This window comes from Burkholderia pseudomultivorans, from assembly GCF_902499075.1.
Taxonomy (GTDB): Bacteria; Pseudomonadota; Gammaproteobacteria; order Burkholderiales; family Burkholderiaceae; genus Burkholderia; species Burkholderia pseudomultivorans.
Genome location: NZ_CABVPP010000011.1, coordinates 37,096 through 60,139, shown reverse-complemented (window position 1 = coordinate 60,139; position 23,044 = coordinate 37,096). Strand labels below are relative to the sequence as shown.

The 23,044-nt window shown below is 62.8% G+C and carries 30 protein-coding genes; 28 read left to right on the top strand and 2 right to left on the bottom strand.

Annotation, left to right across the window (positions count from 1 at the left end; translation table 11 throughout):
• Positions 1 to 9: 9 nt before the first annotated feature.
• From BST28156_RS10675 to BST28156_RS10550, 26 genes are all read left to right on the top strand, one after another.
• Entirely contained in the window at positions 10 to 216 is a 207-nt protein-coding gene (locus tag BST28156_RS10675) for a phage head-tail joining protein (protein WP_006497114.1), read from the top strand.
• Positions 213 to 1,706 (top strand): phage portal protein, encoded by a 1,494-nt coding sequence (locus BST28156_RS10670; protein WP_174902181.1) that lies wholly within the window; start codon positions 213 to 215, stop codon positions 1,704 to 1,706. The genes BST28156_RS10675 and BST28156_RS10670 overlap by 4 nt, the downstream gene beginning before the upstream one ends.
• Positions 1,703 to 2,770, top strand: coding sequence for a head maturation protease, ClpP-related (locus BST28156_RS10665; protein WP_174902180.1), 1,068 nt, complete (start codon positions 1,703 to 1,705; stop codon positions 2,768 to 2,770). The genes BST28156_RS10670 and BST28156_RS10665 overlap by 4 nt, the downstream gene beginning before the upstream one ends.
• Before the next feature lie 30 nt (positions 2,771 to 2,800).
• On the top strand, positions 2,801 to 3,145 hold the full coding sequence (locus BST28156_RS10660) for a head decoration protein (protein WP_174902178.1): 345 nt from the start codon (positions 2,801 to 2,803) through the stop codon (positions 3,143 to 3,145).
• A 73-nt stretch (positions 3,146 to 3,218) separates the two neighbouring features.
• Positions 3,219 to 4,214 (top strand): major capsid protein, encoded by a 996-nt coding sequence (locus tag BST28156_RS10655; protein ID WP_174902177.1) that lies wholly within the window; start codon positions 3,219 to 3,221, stop codon positions 4,212 to 4,214.
• 1 nt (position 4,215) lies between these two features.
• Positions 4,216 to 4,503 carry a head-tail joining protein gene (locus BST28156_RS10650; protein ID WP_174902176.1) on the top strand — a complete coding sequence of 96 codons (288 nt, stop codon included), beginning with the start codon at positions 4,216 to 4,218 and terminating at the stop codon, positions 4,501 to 4,503.
• Positions 4,504 to 4,505: 2 nt separating this feature from the next.
• The gene (locus tag BST28156_RS10645; protein WP_174902175.1) at positions 4,506 to 5,036 is read left to right on the top strand and encodes a phage tail protein; all 531 of its coding nucleotides are present in this window, start codon (positions 4,506 to 4,508) and stop codon (positions 5,034 to 5,036) included.
• A complete protein-coding gene (locus BST28156_RS10640; protein WP_174902174.1) occupies positions 5,026 to 5,556 on the top strand; it encodes a hypothetical protein in 531 nt (176 codons plus the stop codon). Before BST28156_RS10645 ends, BST28156_RS10640 begins: the two co-directional genes overlap by 11 nt.
• Positions 5,553 to 6,233, top strand: coding sequence for a phage baseplate assembly protein V (locus BST28156_RS10635; RefSeq protein ID WP_174902173.1), 681 nt, complete (start codon positions 5,553 to 5,555; stop codon positions 6,231 to 6,233). The genes BST28156_RS10640 and BST28156_RS10635 overlap by 4 nt, the downstream gene beginning before the upstream one ends.
• Positions 6,234 to 6,293: 60 nt before the next feature.
• On the top strand, positions 6,294 to 6,494 hold the full coding sequence (locus tag BST28156_RS10630; RefSeq protein WP_174902172.1) for a hypothetical protein: 201 nt from the start codon (positions 6,294 to 6,296) through the stop codon (positions 6,492 to 6,494).
• The gene (locus BST28156_RS10625; protein ID WP_174902171.1) at positions 6,494 to 6,829 is read left to right on the top strand and encodes a GPW/gp25 family protein; all 336 of its coding nucleotides are present in this window, start codon (positions 6,494 to 6,496) and stop codon (positions 6,827 to 6,829) included. The genes BST28156_RS10630 and BST28156_RS10625 overlap by 1 nt, the downstream gene beginning before the upstream one ends.
• Positions 6,826 to 7,722: a baseplate assembly protein gene (locus BST28156_RS10620; RefSeq protein WP_174902170.1), complete on the top strand. Its 897-nt coding sequence runs from the start codon at positions 6,826 to 6,828 to the stop codon at positions 7,720 to 7,722. The genes BST28156_RS10625 and BST28156_RS10620 overlap by 4 nt, the downstream gene beginning before the upstream one ends.
• Positions 7,712 to 8,290, top strand: coding sequence for a phage tail protein I (locus tag BST28156_RS10615; protein ID WP_174902169.1), 579 nt, complete (start codon positions 7,712 to 7,714; stop codon positions 8,288 to 8,290). The genes BST28156_RS10620 and BST28156_RS10615 overlap by 11 nt, the downstream gene beginning before the upstream one ends.
• The gene (locus tag BST28156_RS10610) at positions 8,278 to 10,557 is read left to right on the top strand and encodes a phage tail protein (RefSeq protein WP_174902168.1); all 2,280 of its coding nucleotides are present in this window, start codon (positions 8,278 to 8,280) and stop codon (positions 10,555 to 10,557) included. The genes BST28156_RS10615 and BST28156_RS10610 overlap by 13 nt, the downstream gene beginning before the upstream one ends.
• An 82-nt stretch (positions 10,558 to 10,639) precedes the next feature.
• Positions 10,640 to 11,329: a tail fiber assembly protein gene (locus BST28156_RS10605; RefSeq protein ID WP_254596367.1), complete on the top strand. Its 690-nt coding sequence runs from the start codon at positions 10,640 to 10,642 to the stop codon at positions 11,327 to 11,329.
• Positions 11,330 to 11,406: 77 nt separating this feature from the next.
• Positions 11,407 to 12,576, top strand: a complete 1,170-nt coding sequence (locus tag BST28156_RS10600; protein WP_174902166.1) for a phage tail sheath subtilisin-like domain-containing protein — start codon at positions 11,407 to 11,409, stop codon at positions 12,574 to 12,576.
• Between the two features lie 10 nt (positions 12,577 to 12,586).
• Complete coding sequence (locus BST28156_RS10595; RefSeq protein WP_060298867.1) at positions 12,587 to 13,093, top strand: phage major tail tube protein; 507 nt, start codon at positions 12,587 to 12,589, stop codon at positions 13,091 to 13,093.
• 86 nt (positions 13,094 to 13,179) lie between these two features.
• A complete protein-coding gene (locus tag BST28156_RS10590; RefSeq protein WP_174902165.1) occupies positions 13,180 to 13,482 on the top strand; it encodes a phage tail assembly protein in 303 nt (100 codons plus the stop codon).
• Positions 13,483 to 13,562: 80 nt separating this feature from the next.
• Entirely contained in the window at positions 13,563 to 15,995 is a 2,433-nt protein-coding gene (locus tag BST28156_RS10585) for a phage tail tape measure protein (protein WP_174902164.1), read from the top strand.
• 10 nt (positions 15,996 to 16,005) lie between these two features.
• Positions 16,006 to 16,884 carry a phage tail protein gene (locus BST28156_RS10580; protein WP_174902163.1) on the top strand — a complete coding sequence of 293 codons (879 nt, stop codon included), beginning with the start codon at positions 16,006 to 16,008 and terminating at the stop codon, positions 16,882 to 16,884.
• The gene (locus BST28156_RS10575) at positions 16,859 to 17,065 is read left to right on the top strand and encodes a tail protein X (RefSeq protein ID WP_060298860.1); all 207 of its coding nucleotides are present in this window, start codon (positions 16,859 to 16,861) and stop codon (positions 17,063 to 17,065) included. Before BST28156_RS10580 ends, BST28156_RS10575 begins: the two co-directional genes overlap by 26 nt.
• Positions 17,066 to 17,074: 9 nt before the next feature.
• Positions 17,075 to 18,124, top strand: a complete 1,050-nt coding sequence (locus tag BST28156_RS10570; protein ID WP_060298857.1) for a phage late control D family protein — start codon at positions 17,075 to 17,077, stop codon at positions 18,122 to 18,124.
• 86 nt (positions 18,125 to 18,210) lie between these two features.
• A complete protein-coding gene (locus BST28156_RS10565; protein ID WP_174902162.1) occupies positions 18,211 to 18,504 on the top strand; it encodes a phage holin family protein in 294 nt (97 codons plus the stop codon).
• Positions 18,497 to 18,916 (top strand): lysozyme family protein, encoded by a 420-nt coding sequence (locus BST28156_RS10560; protein ID WP_174902161.1) that lies wholly within the window; start codon positions 18,497 to 18,499, stop codon positions 18,914 to 18,916. The genes BST28156_RS10565 and BST28156_RS10560 overlap by 8 nt, the downstream gene beginning before the upstream one ends.
• Complete coding sequence (locus BST28156_RS10555) at positions 18,913 to 19,407, top strand: DUF2514 family protein (protein WP_174902160.1); 495 nt, start codon at positions 18,913 to 18,915, stop codon at positions 19,405 to 19,407. The genes BST28156_RS10560 and BST28156_RS10555 overlap by 4 nt, the downstream gene beginning before the upstream one ends.
• Before the next feature lie 168 nt (positions 19,408 to 19,575).
• Positions 19,576 to 20,364: a DNA adenine methylase gene (locus BST28156_RS10550; protein ID WP_174902159.1), complete on the top strand. Its 789-nt coding sequence runs from the start codon at positions 19,576 to 19,578 to the stop codon at positions 20,362 to 20,364.
• 52 nt (positions 20,365 to 20,416) lie between these two features.
• Here BST28156_RS10550 and BST28156_RS10545 read toward each other — a convergent pair whose 3' ends face one another.
• Complete coding sequence (locus BST28156_RS10545; RefSeq protein WP_174902158.1) at positions 20,417 to 21,043, bottom strand: hypothetical protein; 627 nt, start codon at positions 21,041 to 21,043, stop codon at positions 20,417 to 20,419.
• A 124-nt stretch (positions 21,044 to 21,167) separates the two neighbouring features.
• Here BST28156_RS10545 and BST28156_RS10540 point away from each other — a divergent pair, with 124 nt between their 5' ends.
• Positions 21,168 to 21,539: a hypothetical protein gene (locus BST28156_RS10540; protein ID WP_254596366.1), complete on the top strand. Its 372-nt coding sequence runs from the start codon at positions 21,168 to 21,170 to the stop codon at positions 21,537 to 21,539.
• Positions 21,540 to 21,563: 24 nt separating this feature from the next.
• Positions 21,564 to 22,268 carry an SOS response-associated peptidase family protein gene (locus BST28156_RS10535; RefSeq protein WP_174902157.1) on the top strand — a complete coding sequence of 235 codons (705 nt, stop codon included), beginning with the start codon at positions 21,564 to 21,566 and terminating at the stop codon, positions 22,266 to 22,268.
• Positions 22,269 to 22,429: 161 nt separating this feature from the next.
• Here the strand turns inward: BST28156_RS10535 and BST28156_RS10530 are convergent, their stop codons facing one another.
• A complete protein-coding gene (locus BST28156_RS10530) occupies positions 22,430 to 22,996 on the bottom strand; it encodes a hypothetical protein (protein ID WP_174902156.1) in 567 nt (188 codons plus the stop codon).
• Positions 22,997 to 23,044: the final 48 nt, after the last annotated feature.

The window sequence follows — 23,044 nt, the reverse complement described above, 5'->3', positions numbered from 1 at the left end:
GGGAATGGCATGGCATACACAAAACAGGATCTGCAGAACATCCAGTCTGCAATCGCGAAGGGCGAGCTGGAAGTCCAGTATGCCGACCGGCGCGTGAAATATCGCTCGATCGGCGAGTTGCGCGAGGCGCGCACCGAGATCATTCGTGACCTGAACGGCGCTGCCGGGCGTTCGTCGATCGTCCGGATTCGCCACGCCGGCAAGGGGGTGCGATGAAGGGGGGCTATCCGTCACTCGCGCGGCGCGGATTCGTGGTGCCGACGCGGCTCAAGGCGGCGGCCTACGAGTCGGCGAGCACGACGGGCGCACGGGCGAAGTCGTGGCGGACGTCGAGCGCGGGACCGAATGCGGCGGCGGTGCAAAACCTGCCGCTACTGCGCTCCCGTGCTCGCGATGCGATCCGAAACGACCCGTGGGCGAAGACGGCGATTGCCCGACTCGTATCGAACACGATCGGGAACGGCATCCAAGCGCACCCGAAGCATCCGAACGCTGCGGTGCGAATGATGCAAAAGCAACTTTGGGAGGATAGCTGCGAGGAGATCGACGCGGACGAGCTGTTCGACATGGCGGGCGTGCAGACGCTCGCAGCGCGTGCGTTCTTCAGTGACGGCGAGGTGTTGGTGCGTCGCCAGCTTCGCAGCCCGAGCGAGGGCTTGGCGGTCCCGATGCAGATCCGGCTACTCGAAGGCGATCTGCTGCCGATGGAAAAGAACGAGACCGTCCCGGGCGGGGGCGAGATCGTTAACGGCGTCGAGTTCAATGCGGACGGTCGACGCGTTGCGTATCACCTGCTGCAGCGTCATCCCGGCGAGTACGGGCGTGCATCGACGGCCAACATGCAGACCGTTCGCGTGCCGGCCGATGAGATCGCGCACGTGTTCCTCGCGTTGCGGCCCGGCCAGGTGCGCGGAGTTCCCGAGCTGTCGACCGTGCTGCTGCGGCTCAAGTCGTTGGACAACTTCGACGATGCAGTGCTGTTCCGGCAGGAGGTCAGCAACCTCTTTGCCGGCTTCATCACGAAGCCGCCTGCCGAGCCGGGCTTTCTTGGAGATCCCGTCACGGGCGGCCAAATGCAGTACGACGTCGACGGTTTTTCGCCGGTCGTATCGCTCGAACCGGGGAGCATGCAGGAGCTGGCCCCCGGAGAGGACGTCAAGTTCGCCGAGCCGCCGGGTTCGGGAACCGACTACGGCCCGTTCATGCGTCAGCAACTGATGGCCGCTGCGGCGTCGGTTGGCATGCCGTACGAGGTCATGACGGGCGACCTGCGCGACGTCAGCGATCGCGTGTTGCGCGTGATCTTGAACGAGTTCCGACGGTCGATCGAGCAGATCCAGTGGAACGTGTTCATTCATCAGTTCTGCCGGAAGGTCTGGCGCTGGTGGGTCGACGTCTGCGCGTTGTCGGGTGCAATGCCGATGGCGGACTACTACCGACGCCGTCGCGAGTATCTGCGGGTGCGGTGGGTGCCGCAGGGCTGGCCGTACATCCATCCGGTGCAGGACGTCACGGCGAAGCGGATGGAGATCCGCTCCGGGCTGGCGAGCCGAACGGGTGCGGTGTTGTCGCGTGGTGATGATCCGGAGCAGGTCGACCAAGAGAACGCGGACGATCTCGCGCGTGAGCGCCGGCTCGGGATTCGATATGACACGCTCGATCCGGTCGACGGGGCGGGCGATCTTTCTTATGGGGATGGCGAATGAAAGGGAAGAAGCGGTGGTGGGACATCCGTGCGCAAGTAAATGCGGCAGGCGGTACGGAGGTCGAGGTGCGGCTCTATGGTGACATCGGGTTTTGGGGCACCGACGCAGAGATGTTTGCCGCGAAGCTGGACGAGGTAGGGTCGACGGCGACGTCGATCGTCGTCGCGATCAATTCGATGGGCGGTGATGTGTTCGATGCGTTCGCGATTTACAACTCACTGCGTCGGCATGCCGGCAAGGTGACAGGGCGCGTCGATGGTGTCGCCGCGTCCGCCGCATCACTCGTTCTGATGGCTTGCGACACGATCGTGATGCCGTCGAACACGATGCTGATGATCCACAACCCGCACACGTTCGCTATCGGGGAGGCAGACCATCTACGTAAGCGTGCGGACCTGCTCGATAGCACGCGCAGCAACATGGTGGTGGCTTATGTGGATCGCAGTGGCCGGACCGAAGAGGAGGTCCAGGAGATCATGGACGCCGAGACCTGGATGACGGCAGCGCAAGCGAAGGAGCAGGGATTTTGCGACGAGATCGCCGACCCGATTCGCATTGAGGCATACGCGGGCGCGGAGCGGCTTGCGGCGCACTTCTCGGAGGTGCCAGTCGCGATTCGGGCACTGCTGGAAGATGACGACGACATGACGCCTGCTCCTGAACCCGGCCGAGTGCCGACGCCTACGTCCGCAACGGCGTCGGAGGTGTCGGTCCTGGCGTCGCACGTGTATAGCGCGTGTCGCGACGCGAAGATCGAGCACTGCGTTGAAGGCATCGTGCTGTCGACGGGACTGCGCGACCGCGCGACCGTCGACGCAGCGATCCGTAGCGCACAGGACATCGCCGGTATTTGTCTGGCTGCGGGCCTGACCGAGTTGACCGCCGGCTTCGTCGCAGACGGCCTCACGCCCGATCAGGTTCGCGCACGACTGTTCGAGCGCGTGACAGCCTCGCAGAAGCCGATCAACCATCGTGCTGCCCCGGTTGCGTCGCAAGACGTGCCCGTGGTCGCGAATGCGCCGCGTGCGGCGTCCATCTACGCGGCTCGCAAGAGCAGCAAGTAACTTTGACGTAACCCGAGGAGGGGAAAACTCATGTCGAACGTGAAGCAACAAGGCGTGCTGCCGGCCGAATTTCTCGTGTCGGAGGGTAACGGTCAGATCTCGCGCGAGCAGATCGTTGTGCAGGCGGGGGTGGCGCTGCCAGCCGGGCAGGTGCTCGGCGTGACCGGTACTGGCGAGTATGCGCCGTACGACAACGCTGCGCACGACGGCTCCGAGGTCGCCGCCGCGATTCTCTATGCTCCGCTGGCGGCGTCTGAAGAGCCCCGCCGGGCAACGGTGATTGTCCGGCTCGCCGAAGTCGCTGGCGGGCAGCTCACGGGACTCGACGCAGCCGGTCGCGAGGATCTAGCCGAGCGACACGTGATCGTCCGCTGATCGCATTGCACGCCATTCAAGGCCACGCAGTCCGCGTGGCCGTTTTTGTATCCATTTTCATGTCGGAGGTTGTATGGCGGATATCGCCCTGTTTCAAGACGACGCGTTCTCGCTGTCGTCCCTGAGTGCTGCGATCAACGAGCAGCCGTACGTTCCGGGCCGAATCGGCACGCTCGGGCTGTTCGAAGAGGACGGCATCACGACGACGACGGTACAGATCGAGCGCGACGGCGACACGCTGTCGCTTGTCCCGGCCGGCCAGCGCGGTGCACCGGCTGTTGTTGTCGGGGGCAGCAAGCGCGGCATGATCCCGTTCAACACGGTGCATCTGCCGCAGCGTGCTGTGATCATGGCAGACGAAATCGCAAACCTGCGTGCGTTCGGCTCCGAAACGGAGCTGGAGGCGCTGCAGACCGTCGTGAATCGCCGGCTCGCGAAGATGCGCCGCCAGCTCGATGCGACGCACGAATTCCACCGCATCGGCGCAATCAAGGGCGCGGTGCTCGACGCGGACGGCAAGACGGTCCTGATCGACCTGCTGAAATATTTCGGTATCGAGCAGACGGTTATTCGGTTCGAGCTGTCGACCGCTACCACCGAGATGCGTCAGAAATGCGTCGAGGTGCAGGACGCGATCGAAGACGCACTCGGCGCGATGACGTACACGGGTGTGCGTGTGTTCTGCGGGCGCGAGTTCTGGAACAAGCTGATCGTCGCAAAGTCGGTGAAGGAAACGTATCTCGCGTCCGTGATGGCCGCGCAGTTGCGCGGAGACGCGCGCGACGCGTTCGACTTCGGCGGTTGCACGTTCGAGCGTTATCGCGGTCGTGTCGGCGACGTTGGGTATGTCGCGGACGACGAAGCGCATGCGGTGCCGGAGGGCGTGTCCGAATTGTTCATCTCGCGCTTCGCACCGGCCGACTACGTCGAGGCGGTGAACACCACCGGGATTCCGTACTACGCGAAACAGGAACTGATGGACTTCGGCAAGGGTGTCGAGATCGAGGCGCAGTCCAACCCGATCCACCTGTGCACGCGCCCGAAGGCGCTGATCAAGCTGAAGGCATGACATGGCGTTCCGGGATCTGATGGCCGACGTCGACACGGCCGTGAAGCGAGACCTGTCGGACCACGTGAAGATCGACGGCAAACCGCTGCAGGGCATGTTCAAGGCGCCGTGGCTCGGCCCGGATCTCGGAACGCAGCGCACGCAGCTCGTTGCGCCGATCCTCGACATCACTGACGACGATGCGGCTCGCGTGCGCGAGGGCAGCATCGTCGAGGCCGGGGGCGAGCGGTTCCGTGTCTTCGAGATTCACCCGACCGGCACCGGCTGGACGGTCCTCATTCTGAGGTGACGATGGATCTACTGAAGATCGAGATTGACGTGAAGCGGGCGCTCGAAGCGCTCGCGGGCCTGCCGCCTGCCGCAATGCAGGCGGCATGGCGTCGGACGCTGCGCAAGACCGGCGCGTGGATCCGGAGTCAGACGGCGAAAGAGGTCAGCGGCGCGACGGGCATTCAGCAGAAGCTGCTGCGGCAGCGGATGTACTTCTTCATGCGCTCGCTCGATACGGGCAAGGTATGGCTCGGGCTGAACCCGCTCGAAGCGCATCGGCTCGGTGCGGTGCGGCGCACGAAGAAGGGGATGCGTGCCGGCAAATCGCTATTCGAAGGTGCGTGGCGCAAGACCAAGATGCAGCCGGACGGCGCGATCTACCGCCGTATCGGAAAACAGCGGACGCCGTACGAGGTCGTGAAGGTCGAATGGTCGCAGGCGGGCGATCCGGCGTTTCGTCGGGCGGCGCAGGCGTGCGAGGCGCGGCTGATGACAGTGTTGCGGCAGGAGGTCAACCATGAACTGCAGAAGGCTATGAATCGTGCTCGATAACCTGAAGCAACTGCACGACGGCATCGAGGCCGGCCTGCGTGCCCGGCTACCGGATCTCGGGCGCATTCATGCGTATCCGAAGATCGGCAAGTCGATCGAAACTCCGTTTGTTGCGATTGAGCTGTCTGAGCTGGAGCCCGGGCACGACGACGGCACCGGCCGGGTGCCGCTCGTCGGACGGTTGCAGGCGCGCGTGATCGTGGATCCGATTGTGCCCGGTGCGGAACTGCTGGTCCGTGAACTGTCTGCGCGCGTGCTGCAGGCGGTGCACGGTGCGACGTGGAATCTACCCGTGACACCCGGCAAGCAGGTCGGCTCGGCCGGCGAGGATCCGTTCCGCCCGGACCTCGACACGTACCTCGTCTGGCTCGTCGAATGGGAACACGAATTCGACCTGGGCGAGGCGTTCGAGCCACCGACCAAGGGGCGGTCGGTGCTGTGGGGCGTGGATCCAGAGACCGGGCCGGCGCACGTGGACCGTTACTGGAGTCCGACGAATCTGCCTTGGAGGAACGTGTGAGCGACTTCGAGCTTGGCGAGATGGATCGCCGAATGGCATGCCTAACGCAGTCGGCTATCGTCGAGGCGGTCACGTATGACCCGCCGCGCGTGAAGGTCCGGATAGGCGATTGGGTGAGTGACTGGCTCAAATGGCAGGCGGGTGCCGCTGGCAAGGTTCGGCAGTGGCGACCGCCGTCCGTCGACGAAGAGGTCGCGCTGTGGGCACCGTCCGGCGATCTCGCAGGCGCGTTCGTCGCGCCCGGCTACTACACGGACCAGCACGGTGGTTCGGGGCGGTCGAGTCCCGACGAGACGGCGACGGATTATCCGGACGGTGCGTTCGAGCAGTACAACCATGCGAGCCATGAATACGTGCTGTCGGTGCCGGCAGGTGGGCGGATCGTGTTTCGTATCGGCGCGACGGAGTTCGAACTGAAGGCAGACGGCGCAACGCTGCGCACGACGAAGCTGCTCGCCGATGTGCCGGACTCGACTTTCACAGGCAACCAGACGACCGAGAAACTGCTGACGTTCAACGGTGGCATGCAGGGCAAGGCGGGCAAGGGCGGCGGCGTTGCAGTGAAGGTCGCGGGCAGGGCTGAGTTCACCGACGACGTCGTCGCAGCCGGCAAATCGGTCAGTAAGCACAGGCACCGCGAACAAGGCGATGACGAGCTGGTTAGTCCGCCGGTATGAGCATATCAAAGTGACTTTGGACCCCGCGCGTTGCGGGGTTTTTCGTTTGTGGGGGTAGTTATGGCGAAAGACACGCAGCAGGGCGGGGCGGCGGCACCCGTCACATTCATCGATACCGAGTTTCGTAGTCGCGTGATCGTGTTTCCTGACGGATCGCACGTCGCGGTGCTGGCGGGCAAGACGCAAGTCACGCACCCCGAGCACATCGCGTATCTCGAATCGCGCGGGTGCTTTAAGCGCCTGCCGACCAAGGTGCAGTGATGGTCGCGCTGGTCGGTATGTGTCGTCGCACGGGCCGGCTGATCGGTGGTGTCGAGCACCTGGTGCAGAGCGTCGCGGACATCCTGAGCACGCGCAAGGGCACGCGTCGCGAGCGGCCCGAGTATGGCTCGGACCTTCCGGTGATGGTCGACCTGCCGATCACGCGCGGCTGGATTTCGGCCGCACAGGCCGAATCGGCACGCGCGATCGCCCGATGGGAACCGCGCATTGCACTGGACCGTGTGAACGTGCTGTCGGTTGTAGACGGCAAAGTAACTTTTCGCATTGCCGGGCAGTACGACGGCGATGACGTCGTATTTGAGGTGACGACATGACAGTGATCGATTTGTCGGCGCTTGATCCGCCTGATCTCGTCGAAACGCTGGACTTCGAGGAAGCCTATCAGCGCAAGCTCGCGCACTTCAAGCGCATCTATCCGGATTGGACGGCTGCGCTCGAATCCGATCCGGTCGTGAAACTGCTCGAATTGGCGGCGTACGAAGAAATGCGGTTTCAGGCCCGCGTGAACGATGCCGGTCGGGCAGTGTTGCTCGCGTACGCGACTGGTGCGGACCTCGAACACCTTGCGGTGCTTTGGAATTTGCAGCGCGAAGTCATCGATCCCGGCGACCCGGAGGCGCATCCACCGGTTCCAGCGACGCGCGAGCGAGACGAGCGATTGCGATTGCGTACCCAGATGGGCATCGAGCGCGCGTCGACCGCCGGCCCGTTCGGCGCGTACCGGTCGCTCGCGATGGACGCGTCGCCCGATGTTGCCGATGTGCGCGTCGATCGGCCGGAAGCCGGTGTGGTGCGTGTCGTCGTGAAGTCGTATTCGAACGGGGGCGTGGCGAGCGCGGCGTTGCTCGATACGGTGCGTCGTGCACTGTCGCCGGAAGACCGTCGGCCGTTGAGCGACACGCTGCTGGTCGTTGCGGCTCGACCCGTCAATTACACGATCGTCGCCGACGTGTACGTCGGGCGCGGCCCTGATCCCGACGTTGTGATCGCCGCGCGGCGGCAGGATCTGGATATCGCAGTCGCGGCAGGCGAAGCGCTGCGCGTTGGCATGCCGCGTTCTGCCGTGACCGGGGCACTTCATCCGAAAGCATCGGGTGTCGTGCGCGTCGACCTGAAGTCGCCGGTCGGCGACGTCGTGTGCGCGATCGACCAGTTCGCACGCTGCACGTCGATCGTGCTCAATCCGAGGGTGGCCGATGACGATTGAAGCACTGCTGCCAGCGAACCAGACGGGTCTGGAAGCCGCACTCGCGCAGGTGATGCGCCCGAGCGTCGATCCGGACGTGATCCGTACGCTTTGGGATGCGGATCGCTGTCCGGCTGCGTTCCTGCCGTGGCTCGCGTGGTCGCTCGCGGTCGACGGGTGGGAACTGGCGGAGTCCGAAGGCGCACGCCGGGCGCTGATCAAGTCGTCGCTGGCGATTTACCAGAAGAAGGGCACGCCGTGGGCGATCCGCGAGATCGTGCGGCGACTCGGTTTCGGCGAGATCGATATTCAGGAGGGGCGGCAGGTCAAGCGTCGAGACGGGGCAGTGAAGCGCAACGGTCGATATCTGTATGGCGGGTCGTCAGCTTGGGCCGAATACATCGTGACGCTGAAGCAGCCAGTGACGCGAGATCAGGGCGAAAGCCTGAAGCGCGCAATAGCGCGCTATGCGCCAGCGCGCAGCTTGCTGGCGTGGCTCGATTTTTCTGAGGTCGCGATCCGGCACAACGGCGTCGCGACGCGAAACGGTCGATATACGCGAGGGGTAATCGGAACATGGCCAATTTGAAGGAAGAGAGTAAGTGGGAGCCGGGAATTCGGCAGTTTGAGACGTCGGATCCCGTGCAGGGTGGGCCGGACGGGGTCGACAACATCGCACTCAAGCAACTTGGCAACCGGACACGCTACCTGAAGGATCGTGTCGACGCGGCCGACAAGGCTGTCGTCGGGCTCGGCACCCGCGCGGACGCGACGGACAAGAAGGTCTCGGATCTCGCGACACGCGCAGACGCGTCCGACAAGAAAATCGGAGACCTTGGTAGCGACAAGCTCTCGAAGTCCGGCGACACGATGAAGGGCTGTCTGCTTGGGAAAGCCGGCGCGATCACGCCGAACAACACGAACAACGTCGGCTTTGGTTTCGAGCGCGATCCGGATACTGGGATGTTTTCGCCGACCGATGGACACCTCCAGATCGGTGCGCAGGGGGTGCCGTACGTCGTCTTGCTATCCAATAATCTGACGCTGGGTGCCGCTGGTTGGCTGTCGTTTATCGCTGGCAAAACCGAGCGCGGTCGCATCACGCCAGAAGGACGATGGTTGCTCGGTGGCGCGTCCGATGACGGCTCAACCATGGTGCATGTCAACAATCCTGCGTCCGGCTATGCCGTCGCGGCGCGGCGCCGCAACACTAAGCAGTTTATCGGCATCGGTTCAGCTCCGGGGTTGGGTAACAGCGGTTTCGATAACGTCGTAGTCAGCTACAGCGATCCCGGCGCACCGAAATCGCTGATTCTCGGTGCAAGGACCGACGAGGCGAATACCCCGCCAAGCGGTAATGGAATCCTGAATATCCGATTCACGATTCAGGATGTCACGCGAGCACATATCACGCAGGAAGGTAACTTTATTCTTGGCGTGGGCGTATCGGATGGTGGCATAGGGCGGTTCCAGTCAACCGCAGATGCAACGGGCTACGGTGTGGTGGCTCGACGGCACGCAAACACGGCCCAATACATTGGTATCGGCGCAGCGCCGAACGCCGGTGGCGGTGTGTTTGACAACTGCATTGATGGATACTCGCAGGTCGCTGCAGGGAAAATTCTTTTCCTGAATTCGACAACGGACGAGAGCAATTCGGTTCCGACCGGAGGTCGACTCGGGATCGGATTCAACATCCTCGGTAAAACGAAGATGATGTTGAATCAGGCCGGGCGGTTGCTGATCGGCGGTATTGCGGACGACGGATCGAATCTGTTACAGGTCGGTGGTGGCGTGTCTTTCGCTTCGCGAGTCACGCTGACTTCGAAGCAGGCAAACATCGAAATGGGGAGCACCACCGAGGCCGGAACGCCCTATATCGATTTTCATAGTTCGGGGGCGCCGCGTGATTTCGATGCCCGAATCATCGCTAAGGGCGGTGATGCGACGGCTGATGGTACGGCAAATCTCCAGTATCTCGCTGGGCGGCATTCGTTTCTGATCGGGGCAACGGAAAAAGTAACGATCAATTCGGCCGGTCGGGTATTGATCGGCGGGGTCGCTGACGACGGCTCGTCGTTGCTTCGGGTCGGTGGCACGGTCACGGCGACTGCGCCGCCTGCGGGCGACCGTTCAGACAAGCTGATTACGTCGGCGTGGTTTGCTGCGGCTGTCGCGAATGTCCAGATCGGGCAGATCGTGTGGGAAGCCCGAACTGCGGCACGTGCGGGCTTCTTGAAGCTGAACGGCACTGAGCTGAAGCGGGCGGACTATCCGTTGCTGTGGGCGTATGCGCAGGCGAGCGGTGCAATCGTGGCGGATGCGGACTGGAGCAGGGGGCGTCACGGTTGCTTTTCGACCGGCGACGGCAATAAGACGTTCCGGCTGCCCGATTTGCGCGGCGAGTTCGTGCGCTGTTGGGACGATGCTCGCGGCGTTGATGGACAGCGCCAGATTGGTAGCTGGCAGGACAGTCAGAACCGCTCGCACGCGCACAGCGCGTCTGCCGCTGCTGTCGGTGACCACACGCACGGTGCATGGACGGACGCTCAAGGTATTCACGCTCACGGGGTCAATGATCCGGGACACGCGCACACCACGCGCATTGGTCGCGTCGGAGTCGTCGGTACGAGCTTCGGTCAGGGCAGTGGTCCGTATAACGGGGATCGGGGCGACAACTTCGGATCGTCCGTCTCCGGCACAGGGATTTCGATCGCGGCGGCCGGCAACCACGGTCACAACGTCGGGATTGGCGGGGCCGGCGCGCACTCGCACACGGTCAGTATCGGTGCGGACGGTGGCAACGAGAGCCGTCCACGCAACGTTGCGCTGCTCGCCATGATCCGCGCTTACTAAATCGAGGTAGAACATGCTTTGCAATCAGTACGACAACCTGACCGGCCGCTACGTCGCGAGCTTTCTTGCGGAGCGCGATCCGATGGACGCGAATCGCTATCTCGTGCCGGCCTTCTGCACGCTCACACCTCTGCCGGAAGTGCCGGCACGTTCCTGGCCGTTCTGGCAGGACGGCAAGTGGATGATGCAGCCGGACTATCGCGGTGTCCGTTTGTATCGCACCGATACGGGCGAGCCGGGAGAGATCACGGTCGCGGGCGTCAGCCCCGACGAAGCGGGATTGACCGAATTTCCGCGTCCGTCCGACGAATATGTCTGGAGCGACGGCGCATGGGTGCTCGATGAGGCCGCCGTCGCGGAGCGGGTGCGCGCAGCGGCGATGGAGGATTTCTACGCGCGCATGGAGGGCGCCCGTCAGCGGAATCTCGGGAAGTCGGATGCGCGCGTCACTGGAAAGCTGTCGGACATCGAAGCGGCGATGTTCGACGCGTGGGCAGCGTATCAGGTCGCACTGGTGCGTGTCGTGGATTCGCCGACATTCCCGGATGACATCGTATGGCCGGACGAACCCGACCCGCAGGCGGTGCTCGCCAAGGTGGAGGCCGAACGGGCGGAGAAAGCCGCTCGCGAAGCGGAGGAAGCCGCTCGGCGCGAGGAAGAAGCTCGCCGCAATGAGGCGGCCAAGACGGCTTCGGATGTCGAATCCGCGCTGCTCGCCGGTGACGAAACCGCGAGAGATACCGAGGCACCTGCCGACGTCGACGCAAAGTAACTTTCCCGGCGCATTCGTGCGCAGGCCTGTATCGCAAGCCGCTCATCGAGCGGCTTTTTTAATTTCTGGAGATCCGCATGGCAGCGACTTCCTTTTTCCACGGCATCACGACGACGATCGTCGACAGCGGCCCGCGAACGATCGCGGTGCCGTCGTCGTCGGTCATCGGCATGGCTGATACCTACACGCCCGGCCTCGATCTGGCTCAACCGAATGTGCCCGTGCAGCTGACAAGCTATCGCGAGGCCGTGCAGGCATTCGGTGAGAAGAGCGCGATCGCACGCGCGGCCCGCGCAATCTACGCGCAGAGCAGTGCGGTGGTCATCGCGGTGGGTGTGCCGACGTCGGCCGATGCGGCGCAGCTCACCTCGGCGATCATCGGCGGTGAGACGGCCGGCGGTGCGCGTACCGGCATGCAGGCGCTGCTCGACGCGAAGTCGCGTTTCAATGCGCAGCCGCGCTTGCTGATCGCGCCCGGCCATACGTCGAAGCAACCGGTCGCAACGGCGGCCGATTCGCTCGCCGGCAAACTGCGGGCCGTTGCCGTTATCGACGGGCCGAACACGGGCGACGAGGCGGCGATCGCGTACGCGAAGAACTTCGGCAGCAAGCGCCTGTACATGGTCGATCCCGGAGCGAAGGCATGGGACAACGCGACGAATGGCGAGATCGCGCTGCCGGCGTCGGCATATGCGGCGGGTCTGTTCTGTCAGACCGACGCGAAGATCGGTTTCTGGGCATCGCCCTCGAACAAGGAGATCGTGGAGATCACGGGAACGGGCCGACCGATCGAATATCTCGACGGCGACGAGACGTGCCGCGCGAACCTGCTCAACAACGCGAACATCACGACGATCATTCGCGACGGCGGTTATCGGCTGTGGGGGAACCGTACGCTGTCGTCCGATCCGAAGTGGAAGTTTGTCACGCGTGTGCGCACGCTCGACATCGTGATGGACGCCGTGCAGGCCGGCCACAAATGGGCGGTCGACCGGGGCATCACGGCGACCTACGTCAGCGACGTGACCGAAGGGCTGCGAGCCTTCATGCGCGACCTGAAGCGTCAGGGCGCACTGATCAATTTCGAGGTGTACCCGGATCCGGAGCTGAACACGGCGAGCCAGCTCGAAGACGGCAAGGTGTACTGGAACATCCGATTCACGGATGTACCGCCGGCCGAAAACCCGATTTTCCGCTTCGAGGTCACGAATCAGTGGCTGACCGAAGTGCTGGATAACCAGATCTAAGGGAGGGACGATGATTCCGGAAACTCTGTACAACTGCAACACGTTCGTCGACGGCCGTAGCTACGCGGGGCGTGCAACGAGCATGACGCCGCCGAAACTGAAGCTCAAGACGGACGACTTCCGCGCGGGCGGTATGGATGCGACCGTCAAGGTTGATCAAGGCATGGAAGCGCTCGAAGCGTCGTTCGCGATGGCGACGATGGAGTACGACGTGTTGAAGTTCTTCGGGCTGGTCGATCAGGGGGCGTTCAACGGCGTGTTTCGCGCGGTGTTCAAGGATCGCAGCGGCAACTCGAAGAGCGTCGTCGTGTATCTGCGCGGGATGCTCTACGAAGTCGATCCGGGTGAATGGAAGCCGGGCGACAAGGTAGACGCGAAGTTCAACGTGTCGTGCGATTACTACAAGCTGGAGATCGACGGCGCTATCGTGCACGAGATCGACATCTTTGCGTGCAAGCGCGTGATCAACGGCGTGGATCAGCTCGCCGACGTTCGCAAGAAGCTCGGCATGGCGTAACCGTCATCCGACGGACACGCAGCAAAGTTACTTTATTCAATCAATGGCGAGCCGATGGCTCGCCATTTTTCGTTTCAGGAACCGCAATGGACAAGGTCACGGTCAAGCTCGACTTTCCGATCAAGCTCAATGGTGTGGAGTGCGACACCTTCACGATGCGCCGGCCGAAGGTGCGCGACATGCGTGCCGCGCAGAAGCTCGCACCGAACGATGCAGAAGAGCAGGAACTGATCCTGTTCGCGACGCTAGCCGACATTGCGCCGAGCGATCTCGACGCAATGGACATGGCCGATTACGAGCGCGTACAGGACGCCTACCACTCCTTTCGATCCGTACGCAAAGCTGGACCGAAAGACGCTCAAGGCGCTGGCGAAGCGCCTCGCGTGTGAGTACGGCATGTCGCCGACCTCGATTGACGAGATGACGGTCGACGACATGCTCTGGTGGCTGACGGACTGAAGGGGCCGATATGGCGAAAGACCTAGCACTTGGCATCGTGATCGGCGGAGCCGTGTCGGCGACGTTCGGCAAGGCGATTACCGACACGTCGTCGAAGATCGACGCGATGAAGAAGCGGGCGAACGACTCGCGGCTCTGGCAGCGCCAGATCGGCGAGACGATGCGCCTGCAGGATGAGTTCCGCCGGCTGCACCTGGCGGGCGACAGCGCGGCGGACGGCATCCGCCGCAAGCTTGATAGCAATCTGAAGTCGCTGCGGGATGCCGGGATCGAGGTCGACCGGCTCGATCGCGCGTATGTGCGGCTCGGCCGCACGACGCGGGGGCTGGAGCTGAAAGCGTCCGGATACGGGCGGCTGGCGGCCGGCAAGGAGGCCGGGCGGGGCGTGATCGGCGACGCGGTGAAGCTGACTGCGGCGGTCGCGGTGCCGGCGACGATTGCGGCGAACTATCAGGCGATCATTCGCGACATCGCGATCAAGGCCGGTATTGCGCGTACGCAGGAAGAGGCTGCGATGGGTGTGCGTATCCGGCGTGATGCCGCTGCGAACGGCATCGGTCGCAACGAGCTGGCCGATGCGGTGAACCAGATGGTTGCGGGCGGCATGGATCTGGACCGGGCGCTGAACTTCGCGCCGCTGGTTGCGAAGTTTTCGATCGGCCAAGGGGCGACGACGGTCGAAACCGCGAAGATGATTCAGGCGCTGCAGCAGAACGCGGAGATCGTGGACCCGCGCCAGATGGCGAAGGCGTTGGAGGCGATCGCGTACCTCGGCAAAGAAGGCTCGTTCGAATCGGTCGACATGGCGCGATGGTTCCCGGTGCTGCTCGCGGAGATGAAGAAGATCGGCATCACGGGGCAGGACTCGGTGACGCAGCTCGGGGCGATGCTCCAGGTGCAGATGAAGACTGCGGGCAGCTCCGACGAAGCGGCGAACAACCTGAAGAACTGGTTTTCGAAGATCGGTTCGGGCGAGACCGAGCGGAACTATGCGAAGGCCGGCGTCGACTATCAGGCGAAGATGCGCGAAGCGATCGGCAAGGGCTGGTCAACGCTCGAAGCATCGTTCGTCCTCGCACGCGCATACATCGAGCGCGTCGATCCGGCCAAGGCGAAGCAGCTCGCGACGGCAGCGAAGCAGTTCAATTCGGAGATGGATCCGGCCAAGCGTCAGGCGCAGATGGCCGCGTTTGCCGAGACGATGAAGACCGGCGACCTGTTCAACGACATGCAGGTCAAGGCGGCGCTGACAGCGTACATGCAGAACGCGGACCTGTACGCGAACCTGAAGCGCAACGCGCAGCAGGCGAGTGGCGAGATCCAAAAGGATCTGGAGGCGCGTCGCGAGACGTCCAAGCAGATCTGGAGCGAGGTCGGGCAGCGGTGGGATGACGCGATGCGGAGTATCGGCGACGCGCTTCGTCCGGTCACGGATCGCATTGGCGAGGGCGCGAAGGGACTCGGAAGTGGTATCCAGTCCGTCGCAGACGCCGCACCGAAGGCGACGGCAGCCGTCGTCGGTATCGCAGGCGCAGCGCTCGCGTTCCGTGGTGCAAAGGCACTTTGGAGTATCGGCCGGGGCGCGGTCGACATAGCGCGCGGCACGGTGCTCGCGCGAGGCGGTCGTGCGGCCGCTGAACGTGGTGGCAGGGCCGCCGGTGTCGTGGGCCGGGCGCTCGATGCGCTCGGCGGGGCTGCGGGTGCTGCCGGTGGCGTGCAGCGCGTGTTCGTCGTCAACCTGCCCGGCGGTGGTCTCGGCGGTGGCGGGCTGGGCGATCTCGTCGGCGGTGGTGGGGCTGGTCGCGCAGCACGTGGTGCGGCTCGGGCAGGGCGCATCGGGCGCATCTTCAATGCCGGCCGGGCGCTGTTCGGCCGCGTGGCACCGTACGCCGGCAAGCTCGCCGTCGCCGGCACCGTGCTGAAGCTCGGCCTCGCCGCGCGTGAAGCATACGCCGTCGCGTCGAGCACCGATAGCAGCACGCAGAAGGCGAACCGGTTCGCGGGCATCGCAGGCAGCCTCGCCGGTGGCGTGATGGGCGCGAAGGTCGGCGCGATGATCGGTGCGCTCGGCGGCCCGATTGGCTCGGCGGTGTTGGGCGTGATCGGCGGTGCGGTCGGCACGTTCGCGGGCGACAAGCTGTTCAGCGCCATCTCGCGCAAGGTGCTGGACAGGAAGCGAGACGAGACGCCAGCAGACGCTGCGGCAATTGCCAAAGCGAAGGCGCTCGTGCCGGAGGCAGCCGGCGTCGGCGCTCGACCGGGGCCGCGTATCGAGCAGCAAAACACCTTCGCACCGGTCTTCCACGTGAAGATCGAGGCGAGCGACGCCGACATGGCGAACAAGTTCCTCGCGCAGGTCAGTCCGGCGCTAAGCCGGATGATGGACGAGCATCAACGCAAGGCGAACGCGCGAACGGCCATGTTCGATTCGCCACACATGTAAGGGAGGTGCAATGGATGTGGTTCGACAGATCACGGGCGCGGCGACGCAGGCAGGGATTGCGACCGAGCGCGTGCGCCAGATGGTCCGCATCTTCGACCGGAATCGTGCGGCGAGCATGTCGACGGTCGACATGCTGCAGCGGCTCGCGACGGGCAATCTGAGCAGCGCGGCCGAGCTGTTGACTGGCGCGAGCGGTGCGATCCCGCTGGCCGGCGATCTGTTTCCGCAGGTCGGCACGGTGCTGCGCAGCTTCAACGCGGCACAAGCGTCGGTCGGCGCGATCCTGACAGCTATCGACGGATCGAATTTCCCCCTTGTGCGGGCTGCCGCCGACAGCGTGAAGTCGGCGCTCGGCGGGGCATGGAATCAGTTCAACGCGTCGGTCGGTCTGAAGGATTCGGCGGTGATGAACGTGATCACGTCGACAGGGATCGGTTCAATGGTGTCCGGGATATTCGATGGTGCGACGTCGAGCACGCCGCACCTCATGTCGATGACGACCGATGCCGGCGACGCATTCCACTTCAATCTGTCGACGGCTGCGTACGACAAGCTGCGACGGGCGACGCGGTATCGCGTGGCGCCGCAGGAGCGTCTGAACCGTCAGGAGGCGCTGCAGGCGGTCAGTGAAGGGGGCGAGACGATCACCCTGTCGGGTGTCGTATTTCCGGCGCTCGGGGCCGGTACGAAGCAGATCAACCGGCTGCGGGAAATCGGCGGGCGCATGAAGCCCGTGCAGCTCACGACGGGCGACGGCGATGTGCTCGGACGGTGGCTCTTGCAGTCGATCGAGGAGGAGCAGGACGCACTGCTCGTCGACGGCATGCCGCGCAAGCAAACTTTCTCGGTGGAGTTCGGCCGCTATGGCGAAGACTTTAAGAACGTCTGACGGCGACGTGCTCGATACGCTCTGCTTCCGGTACTACGGGACGTTACAGGGCACGGTCGAGGCCGTGTACGACGCGAATCCGGGACTTGCGGCTCTGCCGCAGCCGTTCCCGGCCGGCGTCGAGATCCTGCTGCCGGATCTCGATGCGCCGCGTGTTGAATCGGTCCAGCTCTGGACATAGCGAGGTGTGATGGAAGCGATATTTCAGGTGATCGCTAACGGCTCGGACGTGACCAAGGTGATACAGGACCGCGTGCTGGAGATCCGCGCGGTCGACAAACCCGGTCTAGACGCAGATGAATGCACGATCACGCTCGACGATCGCGACGGCCGCATCGAGTTTCCGCCGAAGGGCGCAACGTTGAAGGTGTCGATCGGATGGGACGAGCAGGGACTGTCGATGCTCGGCGAGTATGCGGTCGACGAGATCGGTGTGCGCGGGCCGCCGGCGAGCGTCGTGATTCGTGGGAAGCCCGCGAATATGCGTGCGACGTCGAAGACGCAGCGCTACGGCAGCTGGTCGAATGCGAAGCTGGCCGACATCGTCGGCGACGTCGCGCGTCGCAACAAATGGTCGGCCGCGTGCGACGTCGACGTCGTCGTGCCGCGTATCGACCAGTTCGGCGAGAGCGATCTGCATTTCATCACGCGGGTGGCTCGCCAGTACGGTGCGACGGCGACGGTCAAGGCTGGCAAGCTTATCGTGTTGCCGCGTGGGGGCGGCAAGAGCGCGAGCGGCAAGCCGCTGCCGATCGTGACACTCACCCCCGGCGATTTGCTCGACTACGACATCAATTTCCCGGATCGCGCGAGCTTCGCGGCCGTTCGTACGAAGGTGCACGACCGCAAGACGGGGAAGAAGATCGATCTGACGATCCCGAATCCAGACGCTCCGCCAGGTGCGTCCGCGGTGCATACGGAACGGCATGCGTTCGCGAGTCCGGAGGCGGCGAAAGCCGGTGCGAAGTCGCGCTTGGCGACACTCAATCGGCACACGTCGACGAGCCGGCTGACGATGCGCGGCCGGGCAGATCTGTCGGCTGAAAAGACGATCGCGCTCAAGGGCTTCAAGACCGGCGTGGATGGCGAGTTCCTGATCGAGTCGGTGGAGCACTCGTTCGCGTCACGCGGGTGGATCACGGTGGTCACACTGAACGGAGGGAATAAGGGGAAAGCGAAAGTCGGGCACGGGAAGAAGAAGGGCAAGAAGATCGATCTGGTGGTGCCGGCGCCGAAGTAGCGCAGGTTACGCGTCGCGCACTGTAGTTGCAGGCCGCTCACGGGAAACCGGAGCGGTCTTTCTTTTTATCGGGACAAGGGGAACCGATGCAAGAGCATGAAAAAACGATTCTGGAGCTGATCGTTATGGGCGGATTGATCGGGATCGCGAAGGTGTTGGTGGGTAGCGAGCAGTTGACGTTCCGGCTCGTCGCTGGCCGGGCCGTGTTGGGGTCGGCGACGTCGATGGTCGCGGGCATCGCGCTGCTGCAGATCCCCGACCTGCCGCCGATCGCGTTGCTCGGGATCGGGAGCGCGTTCGGCATCGTCGGATCGCAGTACCTGGAGATCCTGCTGCGCAGGAAGGCAAAGCAACTTTTCGGAGGAAGCAAGAATGGGTAAGTACGACGGGGTCAAGCTGAAGGCCGAACTGGCGCGCGATGAGGGCCGGCGGTATCGGATCTATACCGACACGGTCGGCAAGGTGTCGGGCGGAATTGGCCGCAATCTGACCGACAAGGGGTTCCGCGATAACGAGATCGATTTGATGTACGAAAACGACGTCGAGGAAACTGAGGCGTGGCTCGATCGCAACCTGCCGTGGTGGCGGTCGCTCGATCCGGTGCGTCAGCGCGTGATGATGAATATGGCGTTCAACATGCAGGGCCGGTTGCTCGGGTTCCGCAAGTTTCTCGCGGCGACGCAAAGAGGCGACTGGAACGCAGCGGCAGTCGAGATGCTCGACAGCCTGTGGGCGCGACAGGTCGGCGATCGGGCGAAGCGCCTCGCGTCGACGATGCGGAGCGGCGCATGACGTGGTTCGATCCTCGACTCTGGCTCGCGCTCATCGCGGCCGTCTTCGTCGGCGCTGCTGCCGGCTATTCGAAGGGGCACCGTGATGCGGATCAGTCCGCGACGGTCGCCGATCAGGCGCGGCAGATCGACCATCTCCGCGCTGAACGTGATGAATATGGCCGCCGATTGGTGGCACAACAGGAGATCGCAACCGATGCTGCGAAAGAACGTGATCAGGCACGCGCTGATGCTGCTGTTGCCGACGGTGTTGCTGACGGGCTGCGCAAGCAAGTCGCCGCGCTCGTTGCCGACGCTCGACGTGCCGGCGCTGCGGCCGGAGGCGCGGCAACCGGCGACTCCCTCGATCTGCTTGCCGACCTGTTCGGCCGGGCTGACGAGCGCGCGGGAGAGCTGGCGAAGATCGCTGACGAACGGGGCATCGCCGGCCAGCAGTGCGAGCGTAGTTACGACGCGTTGATCGGCGACGCGCAATCCAATTTGCCGCAGTAGCGCGGCGATCGAGGCCGGGGCGGTCTCGAAAGAAACAGGGCGACCGGGGGAGTGTTCGCGCATTCTCCCGGTCGCCTTTCCACTGAGCGAGCCAGTGAATCAGCCAAAGCCCTGTTTACCTACGTAGGCGGGCCGGATTCTACACCAAGTTTAAAAACGGCTTTCACAATGGCAAATCCCATCATTCCTTGGATCGGCGGCAAGCGCCGTCTGGCAGATCACCTTATCCCGCGTTTCCCGGCGCACGACTGCTATGTCGAAGTGTTCGCGGGCGGGGCGGCGTTGTATTTCCTGCGGCCGCCTGCAAAGGTCGAGGTGATCAACGACGTGAACGGTGAGCTGATCAACCTATACCGCGTCGTGCAGCATCACCTCGAGGAATTCGTGCGGCAGTTCAAATGGGCACTGACCAGCCGGCAGGTATTCGAATGGCTGAAACAGACGATCCCGGAAACGCTGACCGATATCCAGCGTGCGGCCCGGTTCTACTACCTGCAGAAAAGTTGCTTTGGCGGAAAGCTGGAGGGGCAGACGTTCGGGACAGCGACGACAACGCTGCCGGGCCTGAACCTGCTGCGCATCGAGGAAGAACTGTCTGCGGCGCACCTGCGTCTGGCGAACACGTTCGTGGAGCGTCTGGATTGGGCTGCTTGCATCGATCGCTACGACCGGCCGCATACGCTGTTCTACCTGGACCCGCCGTACTACGAGACGGAGGGCTATGGCGTGTCGTTCCCGTTCGCCGAGTACGAGAAGATGGCGCAGCGGCTGCGGTCGATCAAGGGGCGCGCGATCGTGAGTCTCAACGACCATCCGGATATTCGACGCGTGTTCGACGGATTTCACATCGAGACTGTGCCGATCCAGTACACGGTTGGAGGCGGGAAGGGCGTCGCTCGAAACGAGCTGATTATTTTCAGTTGGGATGACTCAGCGCAGCCCGCAGGACTGTTCTGACCCACGATGCCGGCGCGGACTTTCGCGCCGGCATTGCACGGTGAGCGCGATGTCAACCCTCGCGAACGCATTCAATCATGCGACGGAGCTGGTCGAGTGCGAACGAGTCGGGATAGCCGTTCTTCTTCAGTTCCAGCTCGGCGGCGCAGACCATCTTATCCATAAGCCGCATCGTCCGGCGTACATGGACGACTTCCAGCACGAAACGCTGCTCGAGCGATAACGGGCGATTTTTCTTGTAGCTTGTGGCGCTCCAAGCCTCGCGCAGGTGGGCCCATGTCAGTCGTTGAAACTCGGGCAGCTTCGTCGCTTTATCGGAGCCGGGATCGGGCTCACCGGGGGTGTCACGGAGCCGATTTTTCATCGCTTCGCGCGCGCGCCATTCGTCGGAGAACGGCGCAAGTTGCGCGCGTGGGTTCCCGAGCCGACCCGATCGCATGATCTCTTTGTCGAGCTTGATCGTCAGCCGGCGCAGCGGTGCGGCGTATTTCAGTTCGTCGGCTCGTTCCAGGTACGCGATCATTCGAGTGGCGTGCCCGGTAAGTTCGCTCATTTCCCGCAACGTGATGCGTAGGTGTAGCACTTCGAGGATCAGACGGTGAACCTCGGCGTAAGTGCAGGTGCGCCACCATGTCGACATCTCGTCGAACTTCGGCGGGTCAAATGGGGGCAAGATCATGATGCGCGTGAAACACTGTATGGATATACAGTTTATCGCGCTGTATGATGACCTCGTCAAGTCTCGAAAATAGGGATGCTGTCGATACCGATCGGCAGCGCCTTTTTTCGGCCCGGGAGGTGCCATGCCAAGACCGATGACGGTGGTGCAACGAGCGTTTATCGACTGGTGTATCGCGTACTGCAAATTCCGGATCGTTGACGACATGTCGATCATGCTGGTGGACTACGACGCAAGCAGTTACGACGCGCTTTGCAAAGACGGCCAGCTCGGCAAGTATGGGTATCTGGACTCGGGGATGGTGGAAATTGGCCGAAGCCGGTTTCCTGATGCCCCTGGCCAACCGGACGGTTCGGCGTTTGACGAGGCGTATGACATCGTGTGCACCGCGCTGGACGAGTGGCTGAGCGGTCCGGTCATGCCGATCGAGCAGGTTTCGTTTCCTCCGGAAGGGGAGCCGCCGGACGATTTCGATCCGCTCCCTTCGAACCAGTGATTCAGTTTTTGGAGGGGCCACCGAGTGTGTACGAACTACTACGCGCCGGGCGAGGATCCGGGCCTGAACGAACTTAAGATCAACAATTTCCGCGACCTGTACCGCTGGACGCCGTGGAAGCCGGAGATCTACCAGGACTATGACGCGCCGATTGTCGGCAGCATTGACGGGCAGTTCAAACCGTTGATCGCCGGCTTCGGTTTCTGGCCGCGCGCGCTACAGAAGGCCAACATTGAGAAAGCGAAGGCGCAGGGGCGCAAGCCGCCGCCCATGCGTCGTACGATGAACGTGCGCGACGATAACCTCGGAGAATCGCCGCTGTATGGGCCGGCATGGCGAGCGGGTAGCCGATGCCTGATCCCGGCGACATCGATAGTCGAGCCGTCATACCCGGACGCGCGGCAAGACGCGAATGGCGACTGGTTGCTCGGACCATGCGTGTGGCAGCGGATCGGAGTCGCCGACCGGCCGACGATGTGTGTCGCGGGTATCTGGCGGACGCTCAAGAATCCGGATGGAAACGACCACCATGTGATGTCGATGATCACGGTCAATGCTGACGGGCATCCGGTCATGTCGCGCATGCACCGGCCGGCCGACGAGAAACGATCGGTAGTCATCTTGCGGCCCGACGACTGGGAGGAATGGTTGACGACGTCTAACATCGAAGCAGCGCGCGCGATGCTTCAACTGTACGCAGCGGAGGAAATGACGGTCGAGCCGAAGTAGCTTTGACAGGCTCCGTATGCGCGAAAGCCCGCTACGAGCGGGTTTTTTGAACTCTACAAATTTGCTACAGCAAGGGGCGGAAGCCTTGCTGGATAAGCCTTGTGCTTATCATTCCATCCCGTGAACTACGGGGTAGATGTCTATAAGGCAGATGTTGGGGGCTACCAGTTTGGCGGCTCCAGATGCTCTCTATGAAATCGGATATGCTCAGCGCCGGTCATCTTCGGATTGTCATCTTGGAAGAAGGTCCATAGAGATTCGCACGTGTGATCTGGCCAAAGGTGGTTTATCAAATGGATATGAGGTCCGCCATGTTTGAAATGATTTTCGTAAGGCGTAAGATCTCGATTGTCGAAATAAAACAAGTGCCAGTTAGAATGGTCTCGTGTATAGAAAATATGACCGACGAGGTAGCGTCGATCCTTTAGAATTTGATGCCATTTCCTCCACGCCTTCATTGCCGATTTTTTGAGTGGTCCAACAATAGAGCGTCCAAGTGATTCGCTGTCTTGATCGGTGTATTGAAGGTTGTTTGGCATAATGTCGCGATATGACATCTGATGTTGCCACGGTAATTGGGCGGCCGTGCATGCCGAAATTAAGGCGCAAAACGCATTCTCCGTGATGACGGTCTCTTTGCAGAGTTTGCTTAGGTCGCTTTTTTTCTTGGCAAGTAATATTGCGAGAAGTGGTCGGATTTCCGACATCGCTTGTTCGTATGGGCTCATGATGCCTATTTAGATAATTAAGTCTCTTGATTTTTGTGGGGCTTGTTT